22 protein-coding genes are annotated in these 25,848 nt (G+C 57.3%); 8 read left to right on the top strand and 14 right to left on the bottom strand.

All coding sequences use genetic code 11. From position 1 onward, the window contains the following. Positions 1 to 6: 6 nt before the first annotated feature. The 7 genes from SIB88_RS03460 to SIB88_RS03430 all read right to left on the bottom strand — a co-directional run bounded on the left by SIB88_RS03460 (position 7) and on the right by SIB88_RS03430 (position 9,049). Positions 7 to 1,140 carry an acyl-CoA dehydrogenase gene (locus tag SIB88_RS03460; RefSeq protein WP_101245237.1) on the bottom strand — a complete coding sequence of 378 codons (1,134 nt, stop codon included), beginning with the start codon at positions 1,138 to 1,140 and terminating at the stop codon, positions 7 to 9. A gap of 88 nt (positions 1,141 to 1,228) precedes the next feature. After that, positions 1,229 to 1,849: a carbonic anhydrase gene (locus SIB88_RS03455; protein ID WP_412559334.1), complete on the bottom strand. Its 621-nt coding sequence runs from the start codon at positions 1,847 to 1,849 to the stop codon at positions 1,229 to 1,231. A 119-nt stretch (positions 1,850 to 1,968) separates the two neighbouring features. Beyond that, complete coding sequence (locus SIB88_RS03450; protein ID WP_412559333.1) at positions 1,969 to 3,156, bottom strand: acetyl-CoA C-acyltransferase; 1,188 nt, start codon at positions 3,154 to 3,156, stop codon at positions 1,969 to 1,971. A 51-nt stretch (positions 3,157 to 3,207) separates the two neighbouring features. Next, positions 3,208 to 4,380 carry an isovaleryl-CoA dehydrogenase gene (locus SIB88_RS03445; protein WP_101245234.1) on the bottom strand — a complete coding sequence of 391 codons (1,173 nt, stop codon included), beginning with the start codon at positions 4,378 to 4,380 and terminating at the stop codon, positions 3,208 to 3,210. A gap of 58 nt (positions 4,381 to 4,438) precedes the next feature. Then, positions 4,439 to 4,903 (bottom strand): PaaI family thioesterase, encoded by a 465-nt coding sequence (locus tag SIB88_RS03440; protein ID WP_412559332.1) that lies wholly within the window; start codon positions 4,901 to 4,903, stop codon positions 4,439 to 4,441. 1,031 nt (positions 4,904 to 5,934) lie between these two features. Further along, complete coding sequence (locus SIB88_RS03435; RefSeq protein WP_101248197.1) at positions 5,935 to 6,765, bottom strand: substrate-binding periplasmic protein; 831 nt, start codon at positions 6,763 to 6,765, stop codon at positions 5,935 to 5,937. Between the two features lie 517 nt (positions 6,766 to 7,282). Next, positions 7,283 to 9,049: a DEAD/DEAH box helicase gene (locus SIB88_RS03430; protein WP_101248199.1), complete on the bottom strand. Its 1,767-nt coding sequence runs from the start codon at positions 9,047 to 9,049 to the stop codon at positions 7,283 to 7,285. Between the two features lie 379 nt (positions 9,050 to 9,428). Here SIB88_RS03430 and SIB88_RS03425 point away from each other — a divergent pair, with 379 nt between their 5' ends. Beyond that, positions 9,429 to 11,099, top strand: a complete 1,671-nt coding sequence (locus SIB88_RS03425) for a methyl-accepting chemotaxis protein (RefSeq protein ID WP_101248200.1) — start codon at positions 9,429 to 9,431, stop codon at positions 11,097 to 11,099. 114 nt (positions 11,100 to 11,213) lie between these two features. Here the strand turns inward: SIB88_RS03425 and SIB88_RS03420 are convergent, their stop codons facing one another. Continuing rightward, a complete protein-coding gene (locus SIB88_RS03420; RefSeq protein WP_114111946.1) occupies positions 11,214 to 12,074 on the bottom strand; it encodes a prephenate dehydratase in 861 nt (286 codons plus the stop codon). A gap of 105 nt (positions 12,075 to 12,179) precedes the next feature. Continuing rightward, complete coding sequence (locus SIB88_RS03415; RefSeq protein WP_206926652.1) at positions 12,180 to 12,920, bottom strand: 3-deoxy-manno-octulosonate cytidylyltransferase; 741 nt, start codon at positions 12,918 to 12,920, stop codon at positions 12,180 to 12,182. Positions 12,921 to 13,276: 356 nt separating this feature from the next. Here SIB88_RS03415 and SIB88_RS03410 point away from each other — a divergent pair, with 356 nt between their 5' ends. The 3 genes from SIB88_RS03410 (at position 13,277) to SIB88_RS03400 (ending at position 16,286) form a co-directional block, all read left to right on the top strand. Beyond that, positions 13,277 to 13,906, top strand: coding sequence for a c-type cytochrome (locus SIB88_RS03410; RefSeq protein WP_114111948.1), 630 nt, complete (start codon positions 13,277 to 13,279; stop codon positions 13,904 to 13,906). Between the two features lie 187 nt (positions 13,907 to 14,093). Then, a complete protein-coding gene (gene hisN / locus SIB88_RS03405) occupies positions 14,094 to 14,876 on the top strand; it encodes a histidinol-phosphatase (protein WP_206926651.1) in 783 nt (260 codons plus the stop codon). A 183-nt stretch (positions 14,877 to 15,059) separates the two neighbouring features. Continuing rightward, complete coding sequence (locus SIB88_RS03400; protein WP_412559331.1) at positions 15,060 to 16,286, top strand: cation:proton antiporter; 1,227 nt, start codon at positions 15,060 to 15,062, stop codon at positions 16,284 to 16,286. 380 nt (positions 16,287 to 16,666) lie between these two features. Here SIB88_RS03400 and SIB88_RS03395 read toward each other — a convergent pair whose 3' ends face one another. The 5 genes from SIB88_RS03395 to SIB88_RS03375 all read right to left on the bottom strand — a co-directional run bounded on the left by SIB88_RS03395 (position 16,667) and on the right by SIB88_RS03375 (position 21,806). Continuing rightward, the gene (locus SIB88_RS03395; protein WP_412559330.1) at positions 16,667 to 17,338 is read right to left on the bottom strand and encodes a LysE family translocator; all 672 of its coding nucleotides are present in this window, start codon (positions 17,336 to 17,338) and stop codon (positions 16,667 to 16,669) included. Further along, on the bottom strand, positions 17,338 to 17,835 hold the full coding sequence (locus tag SIB88_RS03390; RefSeq protein WP_412559329.1) for a DinB family protein: 498 nt from the start codon (positions 17,833 to 17,835) through the stop codon (positions 17,338 to 17,340). The genes SIB88_RS03395 and SIB88_RS03390 overlap by 1 nt, the downstream gene beginning before the upstream one ends. A 39-nt stretch (positions 17,836 to 17,874) precedes the next feature. After that, positions 17,875 to 18,798, bottom strand: a complete 924-nt coding sequence (locus SIB88_RS03385; protein ID WP_114111952.1) for a DMT family transporter — start codon at positions 18,796 to 18,798, stop codon at positions 17,875 to 17,877. 327 nt (positions 18,799 to 19,125) lie between these two features. Beyond that, a complete protein-coding gene (locus SIB88_RS03380) occupies positions 19,126 to 21,201 on the bottom strand; it encodes a potassium/proton antiporter (RefSeq protein WP_412559328.1) in 2,076 nt (691 codons plus the stop codon). Positions 21,202 to 21,344: 143 nt separating this feature from the next. Continuing rightward, on the bottom strand, positions 21,345 to 21,806 hold the full coding sequence (locus SIB88_RS03375) for an Lrp/AsnC family transcriptional regulator (RefSeq protein ID WP_101248208.1): 462 nt from the start codon (positions 21,804 to 21,806) through the stop codon (positions 21,345 to 21,347). A 167-nt stretch (positions 21,807 to 21,973) separates the two neighbouring features. Between SIB88_RS03375 and SIB88_RS03370 the strand changes: the two genes are divergently transcribed. The 4 genes from SIB88_RS03370 (at position 21,974) to SIB88_RS03355 (ending at position 25,818) form a co-directional block, all read left to right on the top strand. Further along, positions 21,974 to 23,005, top strand: coding sequence for a DMT family transporter (locus tag SIB88_RS03370; RefSeq protein WP_412559327.1), 1,032 nt, complete (start codon positions 21,974 to 21,976; stop codon positions 23,003 to 23,005). After that, positions 22,998 to 23,942, top strand: coding sequence for a DMT family transporter (locus SIB88_RS03365; RefSeq protein ID WP_101248210.1), 945 nt, complete (start codon positions 22,998 to 23,000; stop codon positions 23,940 to 23,942). The genes SIB88_RS03370 and SIB88_RS03365 overlap by 8 nt, the downstream gene beginning before the upstream one ends. Before the next feature lie 26 nt (positions 23,943 to 23,968). Continuing rightward, a complete protein-coding gene (locus tag SIB88_RS03360; RefSeq protein ID WP_412559326.1) occupies positions 23,969 to 24,928 on the top strand; it encodes a DMT family transporter in 960 nt (319 codons plus the stop codon). Between the two features lie 128 nt (positions 24,929 to 25,056). Next, on the top strand, positions 25,057 to 25,818 hold the full coding sequence (locus SIB88_RS03355; protein ID WP_412559325.1) for an SDR family NAD(P)-dependent oxidoreductase: 762 nt from the start codon (positions 25,057 to 25,059) through the stop codon (positions 25,816 to 25,818). Positions 25,819 to 25,848: the final 30 nt, after the last annotated feature.

The raw sequence follows: 25,848 nt of genomic DNA, 5'->3' as shown, positions 1-25,848 counted from the left end.
TCGCCCCTAGTCGGCCAGTGATCGCGCAATCACCATGCGCTGGATATCGGATGTGCCTTCATAGATCTGGCAAACGCGGACATCGCGATAGATGCGCTCGACCGGGAAGTCTTTAAGATAGCCATATCCGCCATGGATCTGGATCGCGGCTGAACAGACTTCCTCGGCAATTTCGGATGCAAACATCTTGGCCATGCAGGCCTCGGTCAAACAAGGCTTGTGATCATCGCGCAATTCGGCCGCACGATGAACCAGAAGCCGTGCGGCATCGATCTTGGTCGCCATATCGGCAAGACGGAATGCCACGGCCTGATGTTCAATGATCTTTTTGCCGAATGTCTCGCGCTCATTGGCGTAATCACGGGCCGCTTCAAATGCCGCACGCGCCATGCCGACCGACTGGGCGGCAATGCCGATGCGCCCGCCTTCAAGATTGGCCAGTGCGATTTTATAGCCCTGCCCTTCCTCGCCCAGCATATTTTCATCGGGCACCCGGCATTCAACAAAGGTGATCTGGCAGGTATCGGATGCATTCTGACCCAGCTTTTCCTCAACCCGGGACACGACGTAGCCCGGTGTATCGGTCGGCACGATAAAGGCTGAAATGCCGCGTTTGCCTGCGGCCGGGTCCGTCACCGCAAACACGATGGCAATGTCACCTTCGGAGCCGGATGTAATGAATTGCTTTGCCCCGTTGATGATCCAGTGATCGCCATCGCGCACCGCACGGGTTTTAAGCGCGCTGGCATCGGACCCCGCCTGTGGTTCGGTCAGGCAGAATGCACCGATCTTTTCGCCCTGCGCCATCGGGACCAGGAATTTCTGTTTCTGTTCTTCGGTGCCGAATTTCAGGATCGGCATGCAGCCGACCGAATTATGGACTGACATGATGGTCGATGTTGCCCCGTCACCCGCAGCAATTTCTTCGAGCGCCAGGGCATAGGCGACATGGTCCATGCCCGCCCCGCCATATTCGTCGGGCACCAGCATGCCAAGAAAGCCCAACTCGCCCAGACCGGCTATCGCCTCGGCCGGGAAAGTGTGATGGGTATCCCATTTTGCAGCATTGGGTTTGAGTTCATTTTCGGCGAACTCGCGCGCGGTATCGCGCACCATGATCTGATGTTCTTCCAACCGCATGGCGGTGCCCCTCCCGGTTGGGCGACGCACCGGCCATGCGATCAAAACAGGCTGTGACCCCGTGGGTCACCCGCAGATCAGACCGGGCTTATTCTTCGCCCTTGATAAACTTGTCCTGTTCGGCGTCGAAACGCCACAGGATGCCTTCTTTCATGCCGTACCACCAACCATGAAGGTTAAGATCGCCGGCTTCGACCAGTTCCTTGATGAACGGGAACGACATCAGGTTTTGCAACGAATTGCGAATTGAATGACGCGAAACCTTGTCGACATCAGGGCCATGATGCAGGCAGCATTTTGCGATGCTGACCCATTCACCGATAAAGTCGCGGTCCGGCACTTTGCCAGCCTCGCCATGTTCGACCAGTGCCGCCATGCCCCCACAGGCCGAATGACCGAGAATCACGATATCCTTGACCTTAAGGTCGCGGACCGCAAATTCGATCGCCGAGGAGGTGCCGTGATAGTTTTCATCGGGCTCGTAGGGCGGAACAAGGTTTGCCACATTTCGGATAACAAACATTTCGCCCGGTTCGGCATTGGTCAGGATGGCCGGATCAACCCGGGAGTCCGAACATGCAATCAGAAGCACTTCGGGCTTCTGGCCCATATTCACCAGATCTTCAACGCGTTCAGGGCGCTGTTCGTAATACATCGCCTTGAAGCTTTTAAAGCCGGCAAGCATCCGATCCACAGTCGACTTTGTCATCGCGCGAATTCCTCTATTCCATCGTTATGTCTGGCGACAAAATAAGGTGAATTCGCGCAAGTTGGTAGCCCCCAATCTCAGACTTTTTAGAACCGGTTTAAACTACATCACAACGCCGTTCAGATCAGCTCGATCGCAACGGCCGTTGCCTCGCCCCCACCGATGCAAAGTGACGCCACGCCCCTTGACCCGCCATGGGTTTTCAGCGCATGGATCAGGGTCACCAGCAAACGCGCACCGGTTGCGCCAATCGGATGGCCAAGTGCACAGGCACCGCCATGGACATTGACCTTGCCGTGATCAAGCTCAAGATCGCGCATGGCGGCCATGGCAACAACGGCAAAGGCCTCGTTGATTTCCCAAAGATCGACGTCATCCTTGCTCCAGCCGGCCTTGGCCAGAACCTTTTTGATCGAGTCAATCGGGGCGGTTGTGAACCAGCACGGTTCCTGGGCGTGGGTGGCCTGACCAACGATCTTGGCAAGCGGCGTCAGCCCGCGCTTTTTGGCCTCGGACGCACGCATCATCACAAGGGCAGCCGCGCCATCGGAAATCGATGCCGAATGCGCGGCGGTCACCGTGCCATCCTTGGCAAAGGCCGGACGCAGGGTCGGGATTTTTTCCGGTTTGGCTTTTGGCGGCTGTTCATCGGCATCAATGGTGACCTCGCCCTTGCGGGTGGTGAAGGTTACCGGGGTGATTTCATCCTTGAAATGGCCGGCGCTGGCCGCATTCTGCGCACGGGTCAGGGACGTGATGGCGTAGTCATCCTGCGCCTCGCGGCTAAAACCGTATTTTTCCGCCGTTGCCTCGGCAAAGGTGCCCATGGCCCGGCCCTTGTCATAGGCATCTTCAAGACCATCAAGCGCCATGTGATCATAGACAACGTCATGACCATATTTGTTGCCAGACCGCATTTTCGGCAGAAGGAACGGCGCATTGGTCATGCTTTCCATGCCGCCGACCACCATGACATCGGCCCCGCCGGCAACCAGCGTATCATGGGCAAACATCACGGCCTTCATGCCTGATCCGCACATCTTGTTGATCGTTGTCGCCCCGGCCGAACGCGGGATACCGGCATTCCAGGCCGCCTGGCGCGCTGGGGCCTGCCCCTGACCGGCAGGAAGAACATTGCCCATGATGACTTCGTCAATGTCATCTGGCGCAACACCACCGCGCTCAAGTGCTGCCTTGATGGCGACACCGCCAAGCTCGGCCGCGGTAACGGTGGCAAAATCGCCCTGCAAACCGCCCATGGCGGTACGGGCGCACGATACGATAACAACCGGATCGGAACTGGTCATGATGTGGGTCCTTGTGGTCTTTCTGGGGGATCAGTTAACGGGAAACCGCAATTATGCGGTTTCACCAAACAGTTCACGGCCAATCAGCATACGACGGATTTCGCTGGTACCTGCCCCGATTTCGTAAAGCTTGGCATCGCGCAGCAACCGACCGGTCGGATATTCATTGATATAGCCGTTGCCACCAAGGGTCTGAATGGCTTCAAGCGCCATCCAGGTGGCCTTTTCTGCGGCATACAGGATCACACCGGCCGCATCCTTGCGCGATGTTTCCCCGCGATCGCATGCCTTGGCGACCTCATAGACATAGGCACGGCAGGCATTCATGGTCGTGTACATATCGGCGATTTTACCCTGCATCAGCTGGAATTCGCCAATCGCCTTGCCGAACTGTTTGCGTTCATGGATATAGGGCACAACCACATCCATGCAGGCGCGCATGATCCCGGTGGGGCCTGCAGCCAGAACCGCACGTTCGTAATCAAGGCCGCTCATCAATACGCGGACACCGCCATTGAGCTGACCCAGAATGTTTTCTTCGGGCACTTCGCAATCTTCAAATACCAGCTCACAGGTGTTCGAGCCGCGCATCCCCAGTTTGTCGAGCTTTTGCGCCGTCGAAAAGCCCTTGAAGGTTTTTTCGATGATAAAGGCGGTAATGCCCTTGGGTCCGGCATCCATATCGGTTTTGGCATAGACCACCAGCGTATCGGCATCCGGGCCGTTGGTGATCCACATCTTGTTGCCATTGAGGATGAAACGATCGCCCTTTTTCTCGGCGCGAAGCTTCATCGATACCACGTCCGAACCAGCGCCCGGCTCGCTCATGGCAAGGGCACCGATATGTTCGCCGCTGATCAGTTTGGGCAGGTATTTTGCCTTTTGTTCGGCATTGGCGTTGCGTTTGATCTGGTTGACGCACAGGTTGGAATGCGCCCCATATGAAAGCGCAACCGAAGCCGAAGCCCGGCTGATTTCTTCCATGGCGATCACATGTTCAAGATAGCCTAGACCCGTACCGCCATCTTCTTCGGGAACGGTCATGCCCAAAAGGCCCAGATCCCCGAATTTGCGCCACAGATCGTTGGGGAACTGATTGGTTTCATCAATTTCTGCCGCGCGCGGGGCGATTTCGGCCTCGGCAAAGGATGAAACAGTTTCGCGGATCGCGTCCGCGGTCTCGCCAAGATCAAATTTCAATCCGGGAAATTCGAAAAATGCCATGATGACGTTCCTGCCTGACTGGGTTTGATTATTAGGTAAATTTTATCAATCGATGGAATTATGCAGCGCTATCTAATAGTTCCGGCGGCAGCTTCATGACCTTGAGCGTCTGAAGCGAGGTCGCGCACAGAACCGGCTCGCTATTCCTCATACCAAAGATATCGATGCGGGTGACGATGATCGATCGCCCGCGCGAGACAACCTCGCCGACGGCACGCAAATGATCACCCTGCCCCGGGGCAACGATATTGAGCTTGTATTCAATCGTCAGCATCCCCTGATCAGCTTCAATCAGGCTCCATCCGGCAAAACCGCCGGCAATATCGGCAAGCCCTGCGATCAGACCGCCATGGAAATAGCCGTTATGCTGGATCAGATCAGCCCGCGACGACACGATGACTTCAACCCGGCCCGGCGCAACATCGGCAACTTCGGCCCCGATCGACAGATTATAGGGCTGCTGCGCAAAGCGTTTGCGGACTTCAGCATCAAAATCGGGATTTTGCGGTTCGAACTGTGCCATATCGCGGTCCTAAGAAGTCACGGTCCTGAGAAGAAGGCAGATACCCGTTACGGGCATCGCGGGAGAATGCGACTCCCTTGTAGTTGACGTTAACGTTAACGTCAAATCAAATCCGCATAGCTCTACCACTTTATCTCAAAACCCGGCCTTTCCCGTCCTCCTGAGCCCCTATCAACCGGAAAACGCGCCGTTTTCGCGATCCGCAAACTCCAACTCCCCCGATCACGCTGTCCGGTGACAACAGGCATCCGGTTTGATGCGTGGGGCGTCGTATCGGGCGTGGTGGAACAGGCGGTTCCCCGAGCATGCATTGCCGGAACAAGCAATTGGCGGGTGAGCAATGGTTTGGGGAGTAATGGCTTGCGGCGTAGGTGTGGGTGTGGGTGTGGGTGTGGGTGTGGGTGTGGGGCCATGGGTTTGGGGGCGACGGATTTGGCGCCAGTTTGCTGAGGCGTCATTTCCGCAAGGCGACGGCTGGTGCCGGGTGGCTTTGGGTGGTGCCGCGTGATGTCGCGTGGTGTTGCGTGGTTTTGGATGGTGTTAGGCGTTTTGGGTGGCGCGCGGAAACGGATGGTTTGGGTGCCCGATGAAAGGCGTTCCAGGTGCATTTCATGCGGCGGGCATCGGAGAGCTGCTGGAGACGGCAGGCGGGTGATGCGGGCTTTTGCGCCGTTGCACGAGGGTCGAGGGTCGAGGACCGAGGCCGCGGGTCGTTGAACGGTGATCAGAGGCCAGAATGTGTTGACCGAGGGTGGCTTGGTGGCCGGAGGGCGATGGTCGCCGGAGTGTGATGGTTGGGGGGCGTTGACCGCAGGTGGCTGATGGCCGCAGATGCGTGGTGGTCAGAGGTCGCAGGCTCGTGGTTCGGGGCTCGTGGTTCGTGGCTGGTGGCTGGTGGCTGGTGGCTGGTGGCTGGTGGCTGGTGGCTGGTGGCTGGTGGCTGGTGGCTGGTGGCTGGTGGCTGGTGGCTGGTGGCTGGTGGCTGGTGGGCATGTGACGAACCGGCACGCAGGTCAACCGTTAGCTTTGCGTTAATTGGTGTTTTCGCCCCAGCGGCGGATGCTGGCTTCGAGCATGTTTTGCATGGCGTCATCGGCCAGCAGTTTGAGAATTGCCTGGGTGATGCGGCCGCGCAATGCGCCGGTATTGCATTCGGAGCGATGCGACATGGTCAGATAGAGATTTTCGGTACTGACCGGGGTCTCGTAGCTGCGGATATTGGTGATATGTTCGCGCGCCGCCACGGCCTTGCCGGGGAATTCTTCGTAAATCAGATATTCACCGCGATTATAGGACAGCATGCGCAAGCCCTGTTCGAGGCTGGGCACTTCGGTGATGCTGAGATTTTGCGCCGCATAGGTATCAAAATCCTGACCGAAGCTGTTATTGATCACGGTCAGACCTTCGAGCCCGCGCAAATCAGACCAGTGCTGATAATTGAGATCAAGATTATCGCGGGTCCAGATGACGGTACGCGTCCCCTGAAACGCCGGATAGAAGTAATCCATATATTCGAGCCGCGGCAGTGTCAGGAAAGCCCCGGCGATCATATCAAGGGTGCCGTCACGCATGCTTTGCTGCACACGGCCCCAACTGCCGGCATGCAGGACTTCGATCCGCACCCCGGCCAGTTCACCAACCTGTTTGAGAAAGTCGGCCGCCGCCCCTTCGAGATGCTGACCATCAGCCGATTGCCATAGATAAGGCGGGTAGTCCGGATTGCCCGATGCCAGAAGATGGCCGCAATCGCGCGATCCGTCAGCATTCCGTTTGAAATGCCCGGTTCGCTCATCTGCAAATGCGATATCTGCACCAAATGCACAGGCCATCGCCGCAGCCAGGACGACCAACATCCTTTTCATGCAGAGCCAACTCCTTGTTACCTCAGCCATGGCACGCCGACATTCCCCATATGTGGTGAGACACCACCGGAATTTCCCGAGGGGCCGGTCGATTATTTTGACCCGCCAGACATCCGCCGTGCCGATCCGTTCCGCCAACCCGCGCCAGAGCCTAGATCATCAACCTGAATCACCGGCCCAAATAACTAGCCCGAAACTTGGTCCGGGAATCGGTATCGAACATCAAAACCATGGCAGCAAATCCGCACACCAGACCGGTTTTCAGTCAAGTCGCCATCAAGCCATCTGCAACCTGACTGCAACCCGGCTGCAAACCATCCGTAAATCGCCGACCATCCCCCTATAAAGGATAGGTGTTTGGGTTGGAATTTACAGCTTTTGTTTTCAACCAGGAATCGAAAACGAAAAAGCCGGCCATAACAGCCGACTTTTTCTTTGATATCCGGACGTTCCGAAGCGCTAAAGCTGGGCTGTGGAACGTTATATCCGTATGCGATCGTGCGAGATCAGCCTGTAATCAGGCCGAACGACGCTTCATGCCCTGATTGCCACCACGGCCTTCGGAGCGGCGCGGGCGATCAGAGAAATCACGGCGTCCGCCGTCACGACCGGCATCACGGCCACCATCGCGACCGCGGAAATTGCCACCGCGATCACCACGCGGCTTGTCGGCAAAACGACGTTCGTCACGGTTGCCGCCTTCACCACGGCCTTCACCACGGGGGCGGAAGTTGCCGCCGCGATTGCCACCGCGTTCTTCACGATCACCGCGCGGTGCGCGATCATCATTGTCAAAGCGCGGCTTGCGATCGTTGCGGAATTCGCGGTCATCACGACGCGGACGATCGGCAAAATCACGACGGCCACCGTCACGGGCACCATCACGACCGCCATCACGGCCACCGAAACCGCGCGCTGCGCGTTCACCCTGGAAGCCGCCTTCGCGACCACCTTCACGAGCACCATCGCGACCGGCATCACGACCGCCGCCAAAGCCGCGACCACGACCACCGTCACGGCCACCGCCGAAACCACGACCACGGCCACCATCGCGACCGCCGCCAAAGCCGCCACGACCGCGACCACCAAAGCCACGACCAGCGCCTTCACGGCCACCACGACCACCACCAGAACGCGGCGGCGGGGGCGGAGCATGGAATTCGTGATCTTCGTCGATATCGACATCCTGCTTGATGATGCGTTCGATGTTGCGCAGCAGACGAATGTCACGCGGTTCGCAGAACGAAATCGCGGTACCTTCCGCACCACCACGACCGGTACGGCCGATACGGTGGACATAGCTTTCCGGATCGTGCGGCAGGTCATAGTTGATGACATGCGTGATGCCCGGAACGTCAATACCACGTGCGGCAACGTCGGTCGCAATCAGAACCGGGAAACGGCCATTGCGGAAGTTGCGCAGGATTTTCTGACGGATGCGCTGCTGTTTGTCGCCATGGATCGCGTCACTGTCGACACCTTCATCGCGCAGCTGGAACGACAGTTCGTCGGCATCGGCCTTGGTTTTGGTGAAGACCAGAACGCGTTCGACTTCGTCACGGTTCAGCAACTGAACCAGAAGCGACATCTTGTCATGGCGTTTCACGAACATGCCACGCTGGGTCACACGTTCGGTCACGCTTGATTGCGGGGCGGTTTCGACCTTGACCGGGTCTTTGAGCAGACGGTCGGTCAGATGTTTGACTTCGGCCGGCATGGTTGCCGAGAACATCACCGTCTGGTGGTTGTTCGGCAGCAGTTCGGCAACGGTCAGAACGTCTTCGGAGAAGCCCATGTCAAGCATACGGTCGGCTTCATCAAGGATGAAGACTTCGACATCGTCAAAGCGAACCGTGTTGCGCGACATATGGTCAAGCAGACGACCCGGGGTCGCAACCAAGATATCAACACCACGGCGCAGTTCCTGAATCTGCGGGCCCATCGGGGAGCCGCCATAGACAACAGAAGAAAACAGGCGGATGCCTTTTTTAAAGTCACGCAGGCACTGGCCGATCTGGGTCGCCAGTTCGCGGGTCGGCGCAAGAATAACGGCGCGCGGCTGACCCGGTTTCGGGCGCTGCGGGTTTTCAGCAAGACGCTGCAGCAACGGCAGGCAGAAAGCGGCAGTTTTGCCGCCACCCGTATGGGAAATACCCATAAGGTCACGCCCTTCGAGAAGTGCCGGGATCGTCGCAGCCTGGATTTCGGTCGGCGCGGAGAAACCAGCAGCTTCAACATTGCGCAGCAGGGGCTCGATCAGGTTGAGCCCATCAAAATTCGTCATAAAGGATAGCCCTTCGTTTATCCGGTCGGCGCCATGTTCACGCCAATGGTGCCTGCTCAAACGCAGTCGAGACCGGTGCATGGCAAAGCAGCCACTGCGTCGGACCCTGCATGAGAGGCAAATGATGTGAGGTTACGACGTCATCACGTCGAAACCGCCCTCGCCTTGTTCATACAGTTCCTGACAGCTCATTCTGTCTTTGCAAGCGAAGGAATGAGCCGGGTGATACAGATGTCTTGCGCATAAGTCAATCAAATGCCTGCGCCGGGCAGCCATGCAAAAACGCGCAGATGACACATTCAACCAAGGCGATTTACGGTTTCGTTTACGATTTGCGGTAAATAATTCAATCGCCACAATCGCTTGTAAGGGGAAAGTTATGCGGTTCCGGGTTGTTACGGGGATATTTTCCATTCCCGCCATTTGTTTACTTGTGCTGCTTGCCATCATCGCAACGGTCGCACTGAATTACCAAACCAGCCTTCGTAACGGGAAATTCGAACAGATTTCCCATCTGACCGAAGGCGCTGTGACCATCGTCAACAGCTATGTCGCCAAAGCCAAAAGCGGCGATATGAGCGAGGACGAAGCCAAGGCTGCGGCATTGGCAATCCTGAATGCCTACCGGTTTGACGGCGCGAACTATATCTATGCGTCCGATTACAGCCATTGCATGGTGCTTGATCCGTTAAGCCCGGAAGATGTCGGCAAATGCAACCCCGACAGCAAGGTTCGCAACATGATCGTCAATACCGCCAAGGCCGGCGGTGGCATCATCACCTATGAAACCAAGAAACCCGGCGAAGGCGACAAGCTGATTGAAAAGGCCGCCTATGTTCGCCCGATCAAGGAATGGGGCTGGGCACTGGGTGCGGGTGTCTATATGGATGACGTGCAGTCGGAATTCATGTCGATCATCCAGCATATCGCGGTCATTTCGATCATTGCCATTGTTATCGCGGGATCCCTGTCCTGGGTTGTCGGCACGCGAATCACGCGCAGCATCGTCGGTTTGAACAGTTCAATCCGCACAATCGCCGAAGGCAATTACGATGCCCCGGTCGAAGTCGAATCGCGTTTCGTTGAAATCGGCGATATGGCGCAGGGCGTTCTGGCATTGCGTGACAAATCCGCACAGGCACAGAAACTTGAATCCGATGCGGCCGTTCAGAAGCAAAAAGCCGAAGAAGAACGTCGCAGCAATATCCGGTCAATCGCCCAGAAACTTGAAAGCGAAGTTGGCGGCATTGCCGGGGCACTTGACCGTTCGATCCAGCGCAGCAACGATCTTGCGATCAGCATGGCCCACAATGCCGACGGCATTCTGGGTCAAAGCCAGCAGGTGGCATCGGCCGCGGGTGAAGTATCGCAGAATGTCGATGCGGTTGCGGCCGCGACCGAAGAACTTTCATCCTCGATCACGGAAATCAACGTTCAGATTTCCCAGATGTCGCACACTGTTGAACGGGCAACCGACGAAAGCCAAAGCGCATCGAACGATGTTGCCGGCCTGTCGGAAACGGTCGAGAAGATCAAGGAAATCATCGGCCTGATCAATGACATTGCCGGTCAGACCAACCTTCTGGCCCTTAACGCAACCATCGAGGCGGCCCGTGCGGGTGAAGCCGGCAAAGGCTTTGCCGTGGTGGCAAACGAGGTCAAGAACCTTGCGACCCAGACCGCCAAGGCAACCGATGAAATTGCCGCCCAGATCAATGCCATTGTTGATGGAACCGAACGTGCCGTAACCGGCATTTCACGGGTTTCGGAAACCATCGAACAGGTGCGCAGTGCATCCACCGCAATTGCCGCGGCCATCGAAGAACAGGGTGCGGCGACCCAGGAAATTTCGGGCAACGCAAACCGCAGTGCGGATGGCGTGAAACAGATTTCCTATAGCGTTGATGAAACCATGAAGAACGCACAAAGCACCACCGATGATGCCGACGAACTGAAATCGGCATCGGCCGAACTTTCGAACCGTTCGGCCGAGCTGACTCAGATCATTCATCGGTTCTCGGGCGATCTTTTGAAACAGGCCGGGGATTGATCCCGACCCGATCAACCGACTTTGAACGACATTAAACAAGAAAGGGCCGAACAATTTCGTTCGGCCCTTTTTTCATGTCTGACGTCAAGGGTGCCAATCACACCGCCCCAATGATCATTCCGCGGGAAGGTCATTTTCCTTACGGAACGGGTGGGCCGGATAAACGCCCAAAATGCGAACTTCGTGCGAGAAGAATTGCAGTTCTTCGAGCGCGTGGCGCAGGCCAAGCTGTTCGGGATGGGCTTCGACTTCGGCAAAGAACTGGGTCGCGGTGAAGTGGCCTTCGACCATGTAGCTTTCAAGCTTGGTCATGTTGATGCCGTTGGTGGCAAAACCGCCCAGTGCCTTGTAAAGGGCAGCCGCGACGTTGCGCACCCGGAAGACGAAACTGGTGACAACCGGGGTGCCGTCATTGGCGATATCAAGCGGCTCCCGGGCGAGAATGATAAAACGCGTGGTGTTGTGGGCGGCGTCTTCGACCTCGGTACGCAGCACATCAAGGCCGTAAATTTCAGCCGCCAGAACCGGGGCAATCGCGGCAATGGATTTATCGCCGCGATCGGCGACTTCCTTGGCACAGCCGGCCGTATCGGGACCGACAACCGCATTGACACCAAGTTCCTTGCGCAGTTTGCGGCATTGGCCAAGGGCGTGCACGTGGCTGTGGATTTCCTTGATGTCTTCGATCTTTGTGCCCGGTACGGCGACCAGCGCATGGTTAATGCGCAGGAAGGTTTCACCGATAATATGCACGCCCGATTCCGGCAGGATGTGGTGCACATCGGCGACACGCCCGGCCAGGGTGTTGTCAATCGGGATCACCGCCAGTTCGACTTCGCCTTCTTCCAATGCACTAAAGGCGCCTTCAAAGGTCCTGTAGGGTACTGTCGTTGCACCCGGAAAGGCGCGACGGGCTGCCTGATCTGAATAGGCACCGTGCATTCCCTGAAAAGCGATCCTTTGTTGCGCAGTCATCTGGCTGTTTCCTGATAGTTTAGACGGACTTGTATCAACCGCCCCGAACAGGCGGCCTGATAGAAAACCCCAATTGGGGCGCGAACTCAATCCAATGTTTGGAAATCAGGCCCCGAGAACCTGACGGGCCCGTTCGAGATCTTCGGGCGTGTCCACGCCAAGCGGCACGCCATCCACCAGCGCCACCGCAATCACCATGCCGTTTTCAAGCGCACGCAACTGTTCGAGCTTTTCACGGCTTTCAAGTTCGGCCGGTGGCAGGGCAACAAAGCGGTCCAGTGCCGCACGGCGATAGGTATAAAGCCCGATATGATGATAAAGCGGCCCGTCACCATAAGGCGCGGTCGCGCGCGTGAAATAAAGCGCCCGGGCAACACGCCCCTTGCCAAAGGCGGCCACTGCCTTGACCACATTGGGGTTGGTGCGTTCTTCAATGCGGGTGATTTCAGCAGCCAGCGTTGCAATATCGACCGCCGGATCATTGAGCGGTTCAAACACGGCGCGGATATCGGCGGCATCAATGGTCGGCAGATCGCCCTGCACATTGACGACCGCATCATATTTGCCGTCGGGATCGAAAGTTTGCAGCGCCTGATGGACACGATCCGATCCGCTGGGCAGATCCGGATCGGTCAGAACCGCGATGCCCCCGGCGGCTTCGACCGCATCGGCAATTTCCTGTTCGGCACAGGCCACCAGAACCGGGCCAATCGCGGCCTCGTTCGCGCGTCGCCAGACCTGAACGATCATGGGTTCCCCGCAAATATCGGCCAACGGTTTGTTGGGCAGGCGGGTAGAGGCCATGCGGGCAGGAATTACAACAACTGGATTGCGCGGCGTCGACATTTTGGAACTCCGGTCAGGCATAAATTCCCTGTGTTTGATCTCGCGCAATGCGTGTTCGATCAACGCGATGGCAAAACACGGGTGTGAATCGGCGCGACATTAGCCGGTTTTGGGGAGTTTACGAAAGACGGAAATGTTTTTCAGATGCTACTAGACGAAAGTTCTAGAGCATCCGTTTTCGCCTTGGTGTTTAAGAAAGGTTGATGCAAATCGCTGAAACGTATAGTTTCCCACCGAACAGTTTTGCCTGCGGTAACATGTGTGTTTCTCAACTACGAGGATTGCCAGGGGGGCGCATGGATGAACTGACTATAATGAGAAACCTGAGAGTGATTAGGCTGTAACGGGGTCCCGTCATGAACACGATGGAAATCAACAAGATCGTCGCCGGAGTCATCTGCGCCGTACTTCTGGTAGTGGTTGTCGGCAAAATTGGTGGCGCACTGGTTCATCCCGATGAACTGGAAGCACCGGTTTATCCCTTCTCCGAGGATCTGATGGCGGGTGCGAGTGCCACGACCGCAGCAGCACCGGCTGCGCCGGCCGGCCCGGAACCGATTCTTGCGATGCTGGCATCGGCTGATCTTGCCGAAGGCGAAAAAGTCTTCAAGAAATGCGCATCCTGCCACGATGTCGAAAAAGGCGGCCCGAACAAGACCGGCCCGAACCTTTATGGAATCGTTGGTGCGGCCTTTGCGCATAAAAGCGACTTCTCCTATTCCGATGGCATGGCCAACCATGGCAGCAATTGGGGCTTTGAGGAGCTGAACGAATTCCTTTACAAGCCGCGCGATTACATCGATGGCACGAAAATGAGCTTCGGCGGCCTGAAAAAGGCATCTGATCGTGCTGCTGTCATTGCATGGCTTAATACCAAATCCGACAATCCGCTGCCGCTGCCTGATCCGGCAGAAGCTGCTGCGGCCGAACAGGGTGCCGCCGAAGAAGCTGCTGCACCGGCCGAAGGTGAAGCTGCTGCGCAGTAAGCGGATGTGACGTCATCAGATTTTTCTGATCAGACATTGATTTTTCACAGGGGACAGGTAACTGTCCCCTGTTTGCGTTTGGTGGTCGCGTTTTTACCGGGACCAGCAGGCAGATGCTATTTGCCGGCCCGATATCGGGTGTTCTGGCAGGCCCTTTGATGCCAACTTCATTCAGGAATGTGCTTTCATGGAAAATCTCGACCGCTTTTTAGAGATCGCCCACAAACTGGCCGATGCGGCCCGCCCGGTTGTGCGCAAATATTACCGCACCCCGGTTGCCGTCGACGTGAAAGCAGATGACAGCCCGGTCACCATTGCCGATCGCGAAGTCGAACGCACCATGCGCGATATCCTGAATGCCGAATTGCCCGATCACGGCATCCTTGGCGAAGAACACGGGCGCGAAAATATCGATGCCGAATATGTCTGGGTTCTTGATCCGATTGACGGCACCAAATCATTCATTTCCGGCAAGCCGAGCTTTGCCACCCTGATTGCGCTTTGCCACCGGGGCAAACCGGTGATGGGCATTATCGATCAGGCGATCACCGATGAACGCTGGGTCGGGGTGATGGGCAAGCCCAGCACCATGAACGGTGCTGAAATCAGTGCGCGCGAATGTGAAGACCTGGCGAGTGCGACCTTCTTTACCACCGCGCCCGAACTTTTCCGCGACAAGACGTTTGCCGCCTATCAGGCGGTTTCCAAACAGTGCCGGGTTCCGATGTACGGGGTTGATGCCTATGCCTATGGGCTGACCGCGCTTGGTCTTGCCGATACGGTGGTTGAATGCGGGCTTCAGGCCTATGATTTCTGTGCGCTGGTGCCGGTCGTCGAGGGGGCTGGCGGGGTGATGACCGACTGGTCGGGCAAGGAACTTGGCATCGACAGTGCCGGTGATGTTGTCGCAAGCGGTGATGCGCGCTGCCATGCCGATGTTCTTGCCGTCATCAAAGGCGCAATGGCGTAATCGCGCGCGGTTCGCGGCCCGCCAAACAATCAACGACCCGACCTGCCCGATCACAGGGCGGCTCTACTGTTTGCTCCACTGTTAACTCCCTTGGCTTCGGCCCGTCCCGATCCGTCGGCGCAATTGTTATTTCACGGTTTTTCGGGCACACTTTTGCGATGAAACAACCAGTCGGGTCGGGCGATGTTTGAATGGGTGATCATTCTTTTTCTGGGATCGGGGCTGGTTTACGGGCTATTTTCCCGCCGCCTGCAACGGCGTAATATTTCATCACCGATGATGATGGTTCTAAGCGGGGCACTGATTGCCTTGCCGCTTGGCATCTGGCATGAGGCGCCGCTTCGGGCGCTGAGTGGCGGGCTTCATTTCGCCACCCGTTTTGCCGAGATGACGCTTGCGATCATTCTGTTTCTTGATGCTGCGGTTCTGAATTATCGCAAGGAACAGGCGGCCAAGAACATTGCGTTGCGGCTGCTTCTGATTGGTTTGCCGCTGACCATTTTGGCGACCTGGGGCTTTATTGTCGGGCTTGATGACAGTGTGCGGCTGATCCCGGCACTTATTCTTGCACTGATTGTCAGCCCGACCGATGCCGCCCTTGGCCGTCCGGTTCTTGAGAATCGGGACGTGCCCGACCCGGTGCGCCAGGGCATCAATATCGAAAGCGGGCTTAATGACGGGCTGGTCTTACCGGTCTTTACCACGGCGGTTTTGCTTGAAGCCAATCTTCTAAGCAACGGGCATCAGGGCTGGATCAAGGAAGCGTTGCTTGAAATTTCGGCAGGTGCCGCGATCGGCATCGGGTGCGGGTTCGTGCTGGGCAAGATCGTCAATCATGTGGTGACCCGCGACATGATTGTTGACCGGTTTGAACGGCTGCTGGGTGTGCTTGCCGCGATCCTGATTTATCTTTTGGCCGAACAGCTTGGCGGCAACGGCTTTGTCGCGGCCTTTGCCGGGGGGCTGTCGCTTAATATTTCCAGTGACCGGGTGCGCGACACCATCGAAAGTTTCGGCGAGGCAGAGGCAGAACTTCTGACCATGCTGACATTCTTTGTGTTCGGGATGATTGTCGTGCCGGCGGTATATGAAAGCTGGACCTGGGAGATGCTGGCATTTTCGGTTGCAAGCCTTGTGATCCTGCGCCCGCTTTGTGTGTGGATCTGCATGATCGGATCACCCTACAGCCCGGGGGAAAAGCTTTATATCGGGTGGTTCGGACCGCGCGGGATTGCCTCGGTGATCTATATGCTGATCATGGCGACCCTGATTGATCCGGGCGAATTCATGCCGCTTTTTGCCGCCGGAACCATGATCATCTGCATCAGCATCGTCGCCCACGGCATCAGTGCCGCACCGGCATCGCGCGCCCTTGTGCGCTATCTGGCAAAAAGATCCGCCAAGGATTGAGATGCCACCATTGGTCCGCCACCGGGCCGGGATGGGGGCCGGGATGGGGGCCGGGATGGCGGCCGGGGTGGAGAATTGGCATGTCTTTCGCCAGCATCGCATATCAGGCATGTGACCGGACCTTCATGACTGATGCTTGTGCCAGATGCATGTGGCCGGTGCTTGTAACCGGTGCCACCCTCCAACATCTGCGGCCAATAGCTGAGGCCAATACGTCCCCTGCCCGGCCCGCCAATACATACCGGGCGCGCACGACAAATCACGGCACGGCATGGCCCCGCGAGATGCCGGATGGCTCAGGATGGTGATAGCGCAGTGGGGGCAAATGGCGCCGGATTACGACGGAGGGCGAAGGAAACCTTCCGGGGCGCAAGGCCGGACTATTGCTGGCTGATGGCCAGTCGTGCGCCAAGGGCAATGAACATGGCACCAAGGGCCCGCTGCAACCATGCGCCGAGTTTTCTGTGGCCCCTGATCCGAATGGCTGCCGCCGCGACCATCAGGACCAGCGTGCCTTCAACCACAAGCCCGATCAGATTGACGACAGATCCCAGCACCAGAAACTGCATCGCGCCATCACCGCTGTGCGGATCAACAAATTGCGGCAGAAACGCCATGAAAAAGATCGCGACCTTGGGGTTAAGCACATCAATCATCACGCCCTGTCGCCATGCCTGAAAGACCGTCATCGGCCTTGTGGAAATCGCAATGGCCGGGGTACTGGTACTCTCGTCATCCCCATCACGGCCAGGTTTGCCCGCAATGCTTGCGCGCAACGCCCCGATGCCCAGCCACACCAGATAGGCCACCCCGACCCATTTGACGATGGCAAAGGCAAGGGCCGACGTCGCAAGGATCGCCGACAAACCAAGGGCCGCAGCCAAGACATGCACAAAGGCGCCCGACACCACGCCAAAACTCGAAAACAGTCCGATCTTGCGGCCATGCACGGCGGTTTGGCCAACGATATAGGCCATGTCGGGCCCCGGCGAGATATTGAGTAAAAAGGCCGCAATCAGAAACGGGCCATACTGCACCAGATGATCGAACATCAAAGCTGCTCGCGGCCATAATAGATCAGATCGATTTCAAGCGCCTTGCCACCGGCCTCAAGCACCATGTTGGAAACCTGTCCGCGATGGTGGGTCTGATGATTGAACATATGACCCAGCACCAGATCACGCGGCATGGTATAGGCCCCGGCAGTAACCGACTGATAGGTCAGATCCGATGCAATCACTTCATCAGTCAGGGTTGCGATGAAATCGGCAATTTCCCGATCCTGTGCGATGCGCGCAGCACGCAAATCATCAAAATCGGCAAACAGAATGGTATCAAGCGCCATGGCAACCGGTGCGCCACTGAGCCGCGACAACCACAAGCGATCAGCGACCAAAAGATGGTTCAGGGTACGCATGATCGACGGAAAGAACGCCCGGCGCGGCGCATCAAGTGCAGCAGGCGGCAGGGCGGCACAGGCATCATAGACATGCCGGTTGGCCCAGGCATTGTAATCTGCCAGACGCTTGAAATAGGCCACACTGTTCATTCTGATCTCCGTTGACGGGCGGTTGCGCGACCGCAGTGCTCAGGGCTTGAGCCCGGTCGGATTACCGGCAACCTGTTCAAGCACGGCCGCCGCCGGTTTGGGAACACGCTTGGTCAGAATAACCACATTACCCACCAAAGTCAGGCCCACACCCCAGATGACGTGGCTGGTCCAATGGAAATCCTCAAACCAGGTCGACAGCAACAGTGCGACCACCGGAAACATCACCGAACTATAGGCCGCCCGATCCGGCCCGATCTTGCCCAGAAGGGTCAGATAGAAGCCGAATGCCAGCACCGACCCAAATAGCGACAGATACACAAGGGCCGCGATAAAGCTTGGACTGGTATCGAAGGTCACCGGAATCCCGGCAAGCCCGATATAGGCAAACAGCAGAACCGAGCCATAGAGCATGCCAAAGGCATTGGCCTGCAACACCGGAATGCCGCGCGCATGGTTGCGCGCCGAGGCCATATTGCCAAGCGATGCGATATAGCTTCCGGCAAGCGACACCAGAAGGCCGATGCTGCCCCCGGTCGCCAGATCGAATGCCGCAAGATCATCGGCAAATACCATCGCAATGCCCGAAAGCCCGATCGCCGCCCCGATCAGGGTACGGGTTTCGGGACGACGGCGGAAAAAGATCACGCCATTGACCATGTTCATGATCACGATGGTCGAAAACACCACCGCCAGCAGACCTGATGTCAAATGCGCACTGGCAACATAGATCAGAACATAGTTCAGCGAAAACAGGCACACCCCGAGTGCCGCCATGAAGAAATGATCGCGCAGACCAAACCGCATCGGCAAACGGCGCACCACGCACCAGGTCATCAAAATAACGGTCGCCAGCGCAAAACGCAGGGCCACGGCGACTTCCGGCGCAACGGTAAGCTGATACTGAATGGCGATCCAGGTCGATCCCCAGATTAAAACGACAGCGGCATAAAGACCGAACATGGTCGGGGTGCTCCAAAAGAATTGAAGCAGCAATTTAAGCCAGAACCCACCCCGCACCAAACCAGCATTTTTGATCCATGCATTAGCCAGACTAATGCCAATTCGCCCAATCTAATGCATCAGGCATCAAGGTTTGGCGGTGCACTGAATGGGGCGTCGGTTGGGGGGGGCGTGGGTTGAGGGAGGTGCGGGTTGAGGGAGGTGCGGGTTGGGTTGGTTCCGGTTCCGGGTGTAGGTCCGAGGTGCAGGTGCAGGTGCAGGTGCAGGTGCAGGTGCAGGTTTGTCTAATCCCTGCACCTGGCTGATCAAGGTGATTTATGGCCGGTTTCAGGCTTTTTTGCCCGGTGCCTTGGTCGTCGACGATGTGTCTGCGTCATCTTTTGCCGCCGTCGGGGCGGGTGTTTTCGCAGCGTCGGTGGATTTGTCATCGGGTGCCGAGGGGTCGGATGGGCTCGACGACCGGTCCGGATCGGGATTTGCATCCTGATCCGGATCCGTAACCGGGTTTTCGGACGGATCACCGGTGCGTTCATCATCGCTGTCGGGATCATCCGTCGGCAGCGCCGTGGCCGGGGTTCCGGTAGTCAAAGCCGCATTCTTTTCCGCGCGTTTGCGTTTCTGCCAGTCTTTCCAGATTTCAAGCAATTCGGCGCGCGACTGGAAGATCGGGATGCGGCGTTTGGGTTTGGCTTTTTGCTGTTCAACGGCAAGGCCGACTTCGATCACGCCATGTTCATCATCGGTCCGGCGCACGATCAGCTCAACCGTTCCGTAAGGCACACGGTCGCCCAGTTCGACATCGCCAGACAGATCGCGTTTGAGGATATCGGCCACCGTCAGTTCGGCATCTTCATCGTCAACGGCAAAACCGTACAGACGGCCGATATCGGCAATATGGGTATCGGGCGGGAAGCTGAAATCGCCAAACAGGTCGATGTCATTGGCCCCCTCGGCCGGGCCGGCAAACAGCTGATCAAGCAGTTCGACATGGCGCGGCGGGGTGATGATATAGACCTGATCACCCGCCTGGATATGGCCGGCCGAATGCGGGCGCAAAGAGGCACCATCGCGCAAAATCAGGCTGGGTCGGGCCCAGCGCGGAATGCGCTGACCGGTGGCAACCGCACTGGCTTCGTGCACGCGATAGACCACGATTTCCTGATTGGCATTGCCCGGCAATTCCAGATCAATACGATCGACCGGCCCGTGACGGGGCGGCACGATAATGCCCAACCATTTCGCAACCCGCCGGATCGTCCAACCCTGCAACAGAAGCGACGTGATGACGACGATGAAGGCGGTATTGAACAGAAGCTGGCCTTCGGGGATGCCTTCGACCATCGGCACGATGGCAAGCAGGATCGACACCGCCCCGCGCAAACCGACCCACGAAATAAAGGCGGTATCATTGCGCGAGAAATTAAAGAACATCAGGCACAGCCACACCGCGACCGGCCGCGCGACAAAGACCAGCACCAGTGCCAGGATCACACCCGGAACAATCACCGCCCCGAATTCGGATGGTGTTGCCAGAAGACCGAGCGTGACAAACATCGCGATCTGGGCAAGCCAGGTGGTGACATGCTGAAAACGCCGGACGCCGACACTCATATGCATCTTGCTGTTACCGGCAAACAGACCGGCGACATAAACGGCAAGAAATCCGCTGCCGCCCAGAATACTGGTCGCACCAAACAGGGCCAGCGCACAGGCCATGGTAATGATCGGCACCAGACCCGGTTCAAGTTTGACACGGTTGATCATCTGAACCAGCGCATAGCCGCCAGCCACACCAAACACCGTGCCAAGCCCGATTTGCAGGATGAAGCGTTGCAGCAATTCAACAGCGATATTGTCGCCACCGCCCAGAATGATCAGTTCGACCAGCGAAATGGTCAGAAACACCGCCATCGGGTCGTTCGAACCCGATTCAACTTCCAGCGTGCTGCGCGTACGGTCACGCAGATTGATCCCGCCAACCCGCAACAGGAAAAACACCGCCGCAGCATCCGTCGAACTGACAATCGCCCCGAACAGCAATGCCACCAGCCAGGGCACATCGAGCACCAGCCAGGTCACGCCGCCAATCACAAAGGTCGTGATCATCACCCCGATCGTAGCCAGCACCAGTGACGGGGCAGCGGCAATTTTCAACGTTCGAAGCTGGGTTTCAAAGCCGCTGTCAAACAGGATCAGGGCAAGGGCGATCGAGCCGATAAAATAGGCCAGCGGCGCATTGTCAAACATGATGCCGCCAATGCCGTCTTCACCGGCACCAAGGCCGACAAACAGAAACACCAGCAGCAATGGCGCGCCGACCCGGAAACTGACAAGGCTGGTGAAAACCGCGACCACAACCAGAATCGATGCAATCAGGATTACCAGATTCATCGATTCAATCATGTTGGGGCTCCTCTGTCGGGAATGTCAGAACGGGATCAGTCGGCAATTCGCATCGCAATATCGCATCAGATACTTAGGAAATGATGACCGGAAATGCCACCACAGCAGATAGTTCCGAATTTCGTCCGAATTATGAAAGCCGATCAGTCATTTTCCAGTTGAGCCGGAACAAACATGGTTTCCTTTGCCGTCGACAGGGCAATTTCCGGAAGCACTTCGACAACGCCGGGCATTTCCTTGATCGTGTCGGAAACAAAGCTTTCGAGATGGGCGGTATCGCGCAACCGCAATTTGACCAGAAAATCAAACCGTCCGGTCATGTGATGACATTCAAGTACCTCATCAGCCTTGATCAGCGATTTGACCAGTTTCTTGTTGCCCTTGGCCGGGTCGGTGCGAAGCCAGACCATGGCGGTCAGTGCGCGGCCGATTGCCTGCGGGTCAACCGCAATGCGATAGGCCTGAATGACCCCCTGTTCGCGCAGTTTGCGCACCCGATCATTCACCGCAGAAACCGACAATCCCACCTTGGTCCCCAAAACCGAATAGGACAGCGATGCGTCTTCCTGCAGGATGTCGATCAATTTGCGATCAATAGCATCCATTTATCTTCCCCCTGATGGATTATTGTCGACGGCCCTGATCTTACACGAAAAGCCGGCTTGCGCGAACTGTTCGCCAAAATCGGTGGGGCTGCCATGCGCAATTAGTATGATAAATCGCGCCGTGCAGACTGGATTTTTTCCAAAATCACGCTTATTCGTTGAGGATAATGGTTTTTTCACGCGTCACCACCGACAACACAGCCCTTAAGGGCGCCCTGCTGATGATCACTGCCGCGCTGTGTTTTGCGGCGATGGCGGTGCTTATCCGGTATGTCACGCGTGATGTTCATCCGTTCGAGGCGGCATTTTTCCGCAACTTTTTCGGCCTGTTGCCGATGGTGCCCTGGCTGATCGGCAATGGCCTTGGCGGATTGAAGACCGAACGGTTCAAGTTGCATTTCCTGCGCGGGGCATTGGGGTTTGGCGCGATGTCGTGCCTGTTTACCGCGCTTGCGATCACGCCGGCCGCCCAGGTGATTGCGATCAACTTTACCCTGCCGATCCTGACCACGGTGCTGGCTGCGATCATTGTGCGCGAAACAGTACGCGCACGGCGCTGGAGTGCGGTTGCCATCGGCTTTGTCGGAGCCATGGTGATTATCCGCCCGTTCGGACAGGATTTTGAAACCGGTGCGATCCTGGCACTTTTTGCGACCCTGTTCATGGCGTGCGCGATGACGACGGTCAAAATGCTGTCGCGTACCGATAGTGCCAATGCCATCGTGACATGGATGGGGCTGGTCATGACGCCCCTGTCGCTGCCGCCTGCGATCTATTTCTGGCAAACGCCGAGCCTGTGGCAATTGTTCATCATGTTGCTGATTGCAGTCACGGGAACGGCTGGCCAGCAGCTTCTGGTGCGGGCCTATCGCACGGCCGATCAGTCCTATGTGATGATTTTCGATTTCCTGCGCCTGCCCTTTGTCGCGGCCATGGCCTTTGTGATGTTTGGCGAGGTGGTTGATCTTTGGACCTGGGCCGGGGCGGCATTGATTATCGGATCGGCCCTTTATATCGCGCGCCGCGAAGCGGTTCTGGCCAAGCGCGCCAAGATGGCCGCCCGTGTCCCAACCACGGCCCCGGCCGATCCGCAAGCCATTCCGGCAACCAGACCGGATCGCCCCGAACAAGGCCCGGCTGATACCGATCAGCACAGTAATCTCGGCGACAACAGACAGGAAAGAACACCCGATGCGTGATCGGTTCAACGCCCTTCCCCCTTATTTGCAGGCATCCGTCTTTGGGGTGATGGCGTCGATCAGTGCAGCGATCTTTTCGGTGTTTGTCCGACTTGCCACCGAACATATCGATCCGCTTCAGGCGGTGTTTTTCCGCAATCTGTTCGGATTGATCCTGATTGCGCCCCTGGCTTTTCGAAGCGGTCTGGCGCCGCTCAAGACCAGACGTCTGCCGATGTTCGTGTTGCGCGCCGTGCTGTCGATGGGGGCAATGAGTTTCTGGTTTTCCGCGATTGCGGTGATGCCGCTGGCCGAGGCAACGACATTGAACTTTACCGTGCCGCTGTTCGGGACAGTTCTGGCGGCGATTTTTCTGGGTGAGCGGATCCGAAGATACCGGGTTGCGGCCCTTCTGGCCGGTTTTTGCGGGGTCCTGATCATCATCCGCCCGGGCAGCGAAACCATGCAGGTCGCCAGCCTGCTTCCGATTGCAGCAGCAATTTGCATGGCCAGTGCGGGATTGACGATCAAATCACTGTCACGCACCGAAAATCCGACGACGATCATTCTTTACATGATGGCCCTGACCACGCCGATGACCCTGATCCCGGCCTTGTTTGTCTGGCAAACGCCGAGCTGGACGGCGATCGGCCTGATGGCGGCGGGGGCGTTCATGGCCAACATCACCCAGATTTGCAACACCAACGCATTCCGGGTTTATGATTACGGCTTTGTCATCGGGTTCAATTATTTGCGCCTGCCCTTTGTGCTGGTGATTGCATTGGTGATGTTTGGCGAAGTGCCCGAAATCTGGCTTGTGCCCGGTGCGGGACTGATTATCGGTGCGGCCCTGTTCATTGCGCGCCGCGAGGCCAAGCTCAATCGCGAAGCCAACCGGATCAAGCGTGGCCCGTCATCAACCGCGAGCGATCTTGACCCGCCGCCAGCCAAACCCTGATCGCCCCGCAACGCAAAGGTTCCCCGATGATGCCCGGTTCAGTGACGACATGGTTTGAAGGCCAGCCTGCATCGATCCGGGCCAGTTTCTTTGCGCTTGCCGCGGCCGTCCTTGCAGCCTGTTTTACCCTGACCATCCGGTTTGCCACCGCGGAAATCCATCCCTATCAGGCGGTGTTTCTGCGTTTTGCCTTCGGGCTTTTATTGATGGTGCCGATGGTGATGAAGGCCGGGGTCGCAACCCTTGTCACCAGGCGCCTGCCCTTATTCGGGGTGCGCGGGGTTCTGTCAGCCGCCGAGATGTGTTTGTGGTTCATGGCCGTGCTGTATCTGCCACTGGCCGAGGCGACGACGCTTAATTTCACCGTGCCGCTTTTTGGCACCATTCTGGCGGCCCTTGTCCTGCGCGAGACGGTGCGTATTCACCGCTGGCTGGCGGCTGTGATCGGTTTTGTCGGGGTGGGACTGATCATTCAGCCCGGAACCGATGCCATGCAACCGGCCAGTCTTTTTCCGATTGCGGCGGCCATGTGCATGGCCTGTGCCGGGATGATCACCAAGCAACTGGTCAGCACCGAAAGCACCACGTCGCTGTTGTTTTATCTGATGGTGATTACGACCCCGGTGTCATTGATCCCGGCACTTTTTGTCTGGCAGACGCCAAGCTGGACGGCCATCGGCCTGATGGCGGTAGCAGCCCTGATGATGAATGTGATGCAGATCTGTAACGTCAAGGCATTGCAGCTTGCCGATTACAGCTTCTTTGTCGGGTTTTCCTATTTGCGATTGCCGATTATTGCCATCCTTGCCCTGATCCTGTTTGGCGAAGTGCCCGATATCTGGATCATTCCGGGCGGGGCGATGATTATCGGGGCGGCAATTTATGTTGCCCTGCGTGAACGCAAACTTGCGCGTGAAACTGCCAACGACAACAGCGTGACCATCCCGGCCCAGGACCCGCAGGGCGAAACAATCCCGCGCAAATAAGCCGGTTCTATACGATTCCCGCACCGCCAAAATGGCGTGACAGAATAGCCTTGCCCGTTAAAGATATAATTTGGTATAGAAATACCAGATTAAGTGAAATCATCAAAAAAAGCGGGAGGCTTCACGCCATGCAGATCAAGGGTTCCATCGCCATTGTAACCGGCGCGGCATCGGGGCTTGGTGCGGCGACGGCGGCCGTTCTGGCCGGGGCCGGGGCGAAAATTGTTGCCTTTGATCTGAATGAAGCCGGGGCGAAGGCCACCGCAGAAAAGCTTGATGGTGTCGGGTTTGGCGTTGATGTGTCCGATGCCGTCAGTGTCGAAAAGGCGGTATCTGATGTGGTTGCATCGGTCGGCACACCGTCCATTCTGGTCAATTGCGCCGGGATCGTACATGGCGAACGCATTGTCGGACGCGAAGGCCCGGCCGATCTTGCGGCCTTTGCGCGCGTGATCAATGTTAATCTGATTGGCACATTCAACATGATGCGGGTTGTGGCAAACGCCATGAGCAACAATGCCCCGTCGGCCAGTGGCGAACGTGGCGTGATCATCAACACCGCATCCATCGCCGCCTTTGAAGGGCAGATCGGACAGGCGGCCTATGCCGCATCGAAGGGCGGGGTGGCGTCCCTGACCTTGCCGGCGGCACGCGAACTTGCCCGCCACGGCATTCGGGTCGCGTCGATTGCGCCCGGCCTGTTTGGCACGCCGATGTTGATGGGACTTCCCGACGAGGTTCAGGAAAGCCTTGCAGCCAATACACCGTTCCCCAAACGTCTGGGCGATCCGGCGGAATATGGCCGGTTGGCGATGCATATTTGTGAAAATGAAATGATCAATGGCGAGACCATCCGAATTGATGGCGCGGTACGACTGGAACCGAAATAGTCCCGCATAACCGGTTCCGGATATGCTCCA

Origin of the sequence: Thalassospira sp. MIT121401 (genome assembly GCF_047125595.1) — a bacterium.
Lineage (GTDB): Bacteria > Pseudomonadota > Alphaproteobacteria > Rhodospirillales > Thalassospiraceae > Thalassospira > Thalassospira povalilytica.
The sequence above is the reverse complement of the archived record's forward strand: the minus strand, read 5'-3'. Positions and strand labels throughout refer to the sequence as shown.

Excerpts from the sequence above, each read along its gene's own strand:
- SIB88_RS03460 (WP_101245237.1), bottom strand. The coding sequence starts at position 1,140 with ATGCGGTTGGAAGAACATCAGATCATGGTGCGCGATACCGCGCGCGAG.
- SIB88_RS03455 (WP_412559334.1), bottom strand. The coding sequence starts at position 1,849 with ATGACAAAGTCGACTGTGGATCGGATGCTTGCCGGCTTTAAAAGCTTC.
- SIB88_RS03450 (WP_412559333.1), bottom strand. The coding sequence starts at position 3,156 with ATGACCAGTTCCGATCCGGTTGTTATCGTATCGTGCGCCCGTACCGCC.
- SIB88_RS03445 (WP_101245234.1), bottom strand. The coding sequence starts at position 4,380 with ATGGCATTTTTCGAATTTCCCGGATTGAAATTTGATCTTGGCGAGACC.
- SIB88_RS03440 (WP_412559332.1), bottom strand. The coding sequence starts at position 4,903 with ATGGCACAGTTCGAACCGCAAAATCCCGATTTTGATGCTGAAGTCCGC.
- SIB88_RS03435 (WP_101248197.1), bottom strand. The coding sequence starts at position 6,765 with ATGAAAAGGATGTTGGTCGTCCTGGCTGCGGCGATGGCCTGTGCATTT.
- SIB88_RS03430 (WP_101248199.1), bottom strand. The coding sequence starts at position 9,049 with ATGACGAATTTTGATGGGCTCAACCTGATCGAGCCCCTGCTGCGCAAT.
- SIB88_RS03425 (WP_101248200.1), top strand. The coding sequence starts at position 9,429 with ATGCGGTTCCGGGTTGTTACGGGGATATTTTCCATTCCCGCCATTTGT.
- SIB88_RS03420 (WP_114111946.1), bottom strand. The coding sequence starts at position 12,074 with ATGACTGCGCAACAAAGGATCGCTTTTCAGGGAATGCACGGTGCCTAT.
- SIB88_RS03415 (WP_206926652.1), bottom strand. The coding sequence starts at position 12,920 with ATGTCGACGCCGCGCAATCCAGTTGTTGTAATTCCTGCCCGCATGGCC.
- SIB88_RS03410 (WP_114111948.1), top strand. The coding sequence starts at position 13,277 with ATGAACACGATGGAAATCAACAAGATCGTCGCCGGAGTCATCTGCGCC.
- hisN (WP_206926651.1), top strand. The coding sequence starts at position 14,094 with ATGGAAAATCTCGACCGCTTTTTAGAGATCGCCCACAAACTGGCCGAT.
- SIB88_RS03400 (WP_412559331.1), top strand. The coding sequence starts at position 15,060 with ATGTTTGAATGGGTGATCATTCTTTTTCTGGGATCGGGGCTGGTTTAC.
- SIB88_RS03395 (WP_412559330.1), bottom strand. The coding sequence starts at position 17,338 with ATGTTCGATCATCTGGTGCAGTATGGCCCGTTTCTGATTGCGGCCTTT.
- SIB88_RS03390 (WP_412559329.1), bottom strand. The coding sequence starts at position 17,835 with ATGAACAGTGTGGCCTATTTCAAGCGTCTGGCAGATTACAATGCCTGG.
- SIB88_RS03385 (WP_114111952.1), bottom strand. The coding sequence starts at position 18,798 with ATGTTCGGTCTTTATGCCGCTGTCGTTTTAATCTGGGGATCGACCTGG.
- SIB88_RS03380 (WP_412559328.1), bottom strand. The coding sequence starts at position 21,201 with ATGATTGAATCGATGAATCTGGTAATCCTGATTGCATCGATTCTGGTT.
- SIB88_RS03375 (WP_101248208.1), bottom strand. The coding sequence starts at position 21,806 with ATGGATGCTATTGATCGCAAATTGATCGACATCCTGCAGGAAGACGCA.
- SIB88_RS03370 (WP_412559327.1), top strand. The coding sequence starts at position 21,974 with ATGGTTTTTTCACGCGTCACCACCGACAACACAGCCCTTAAGGGCGCC.
- SIB88_RS03365 (WP_101248210.1), top strand. The coding sequence starts at position 22,998 with ATGCGTGATCGGTTCAACGCCCTTCCCCCTTATTTGCAGGCATCCGTC.
- SIB88_RS03360 (WP_412559326.1), top strand. The coding sequence starts at position 23,969 with ATGATGCCCGGTTCAGTGACGACATGGTTTGAAGGCCAGCCTGCATCG.
- SIB88_RS03355 (WP_412559325.1), top strand. The coding sequence starts at position 25,057 with ATGCAGATCAAGGGTTCCATCGCCATTGTAACCGGCGCGGCATCGGGG.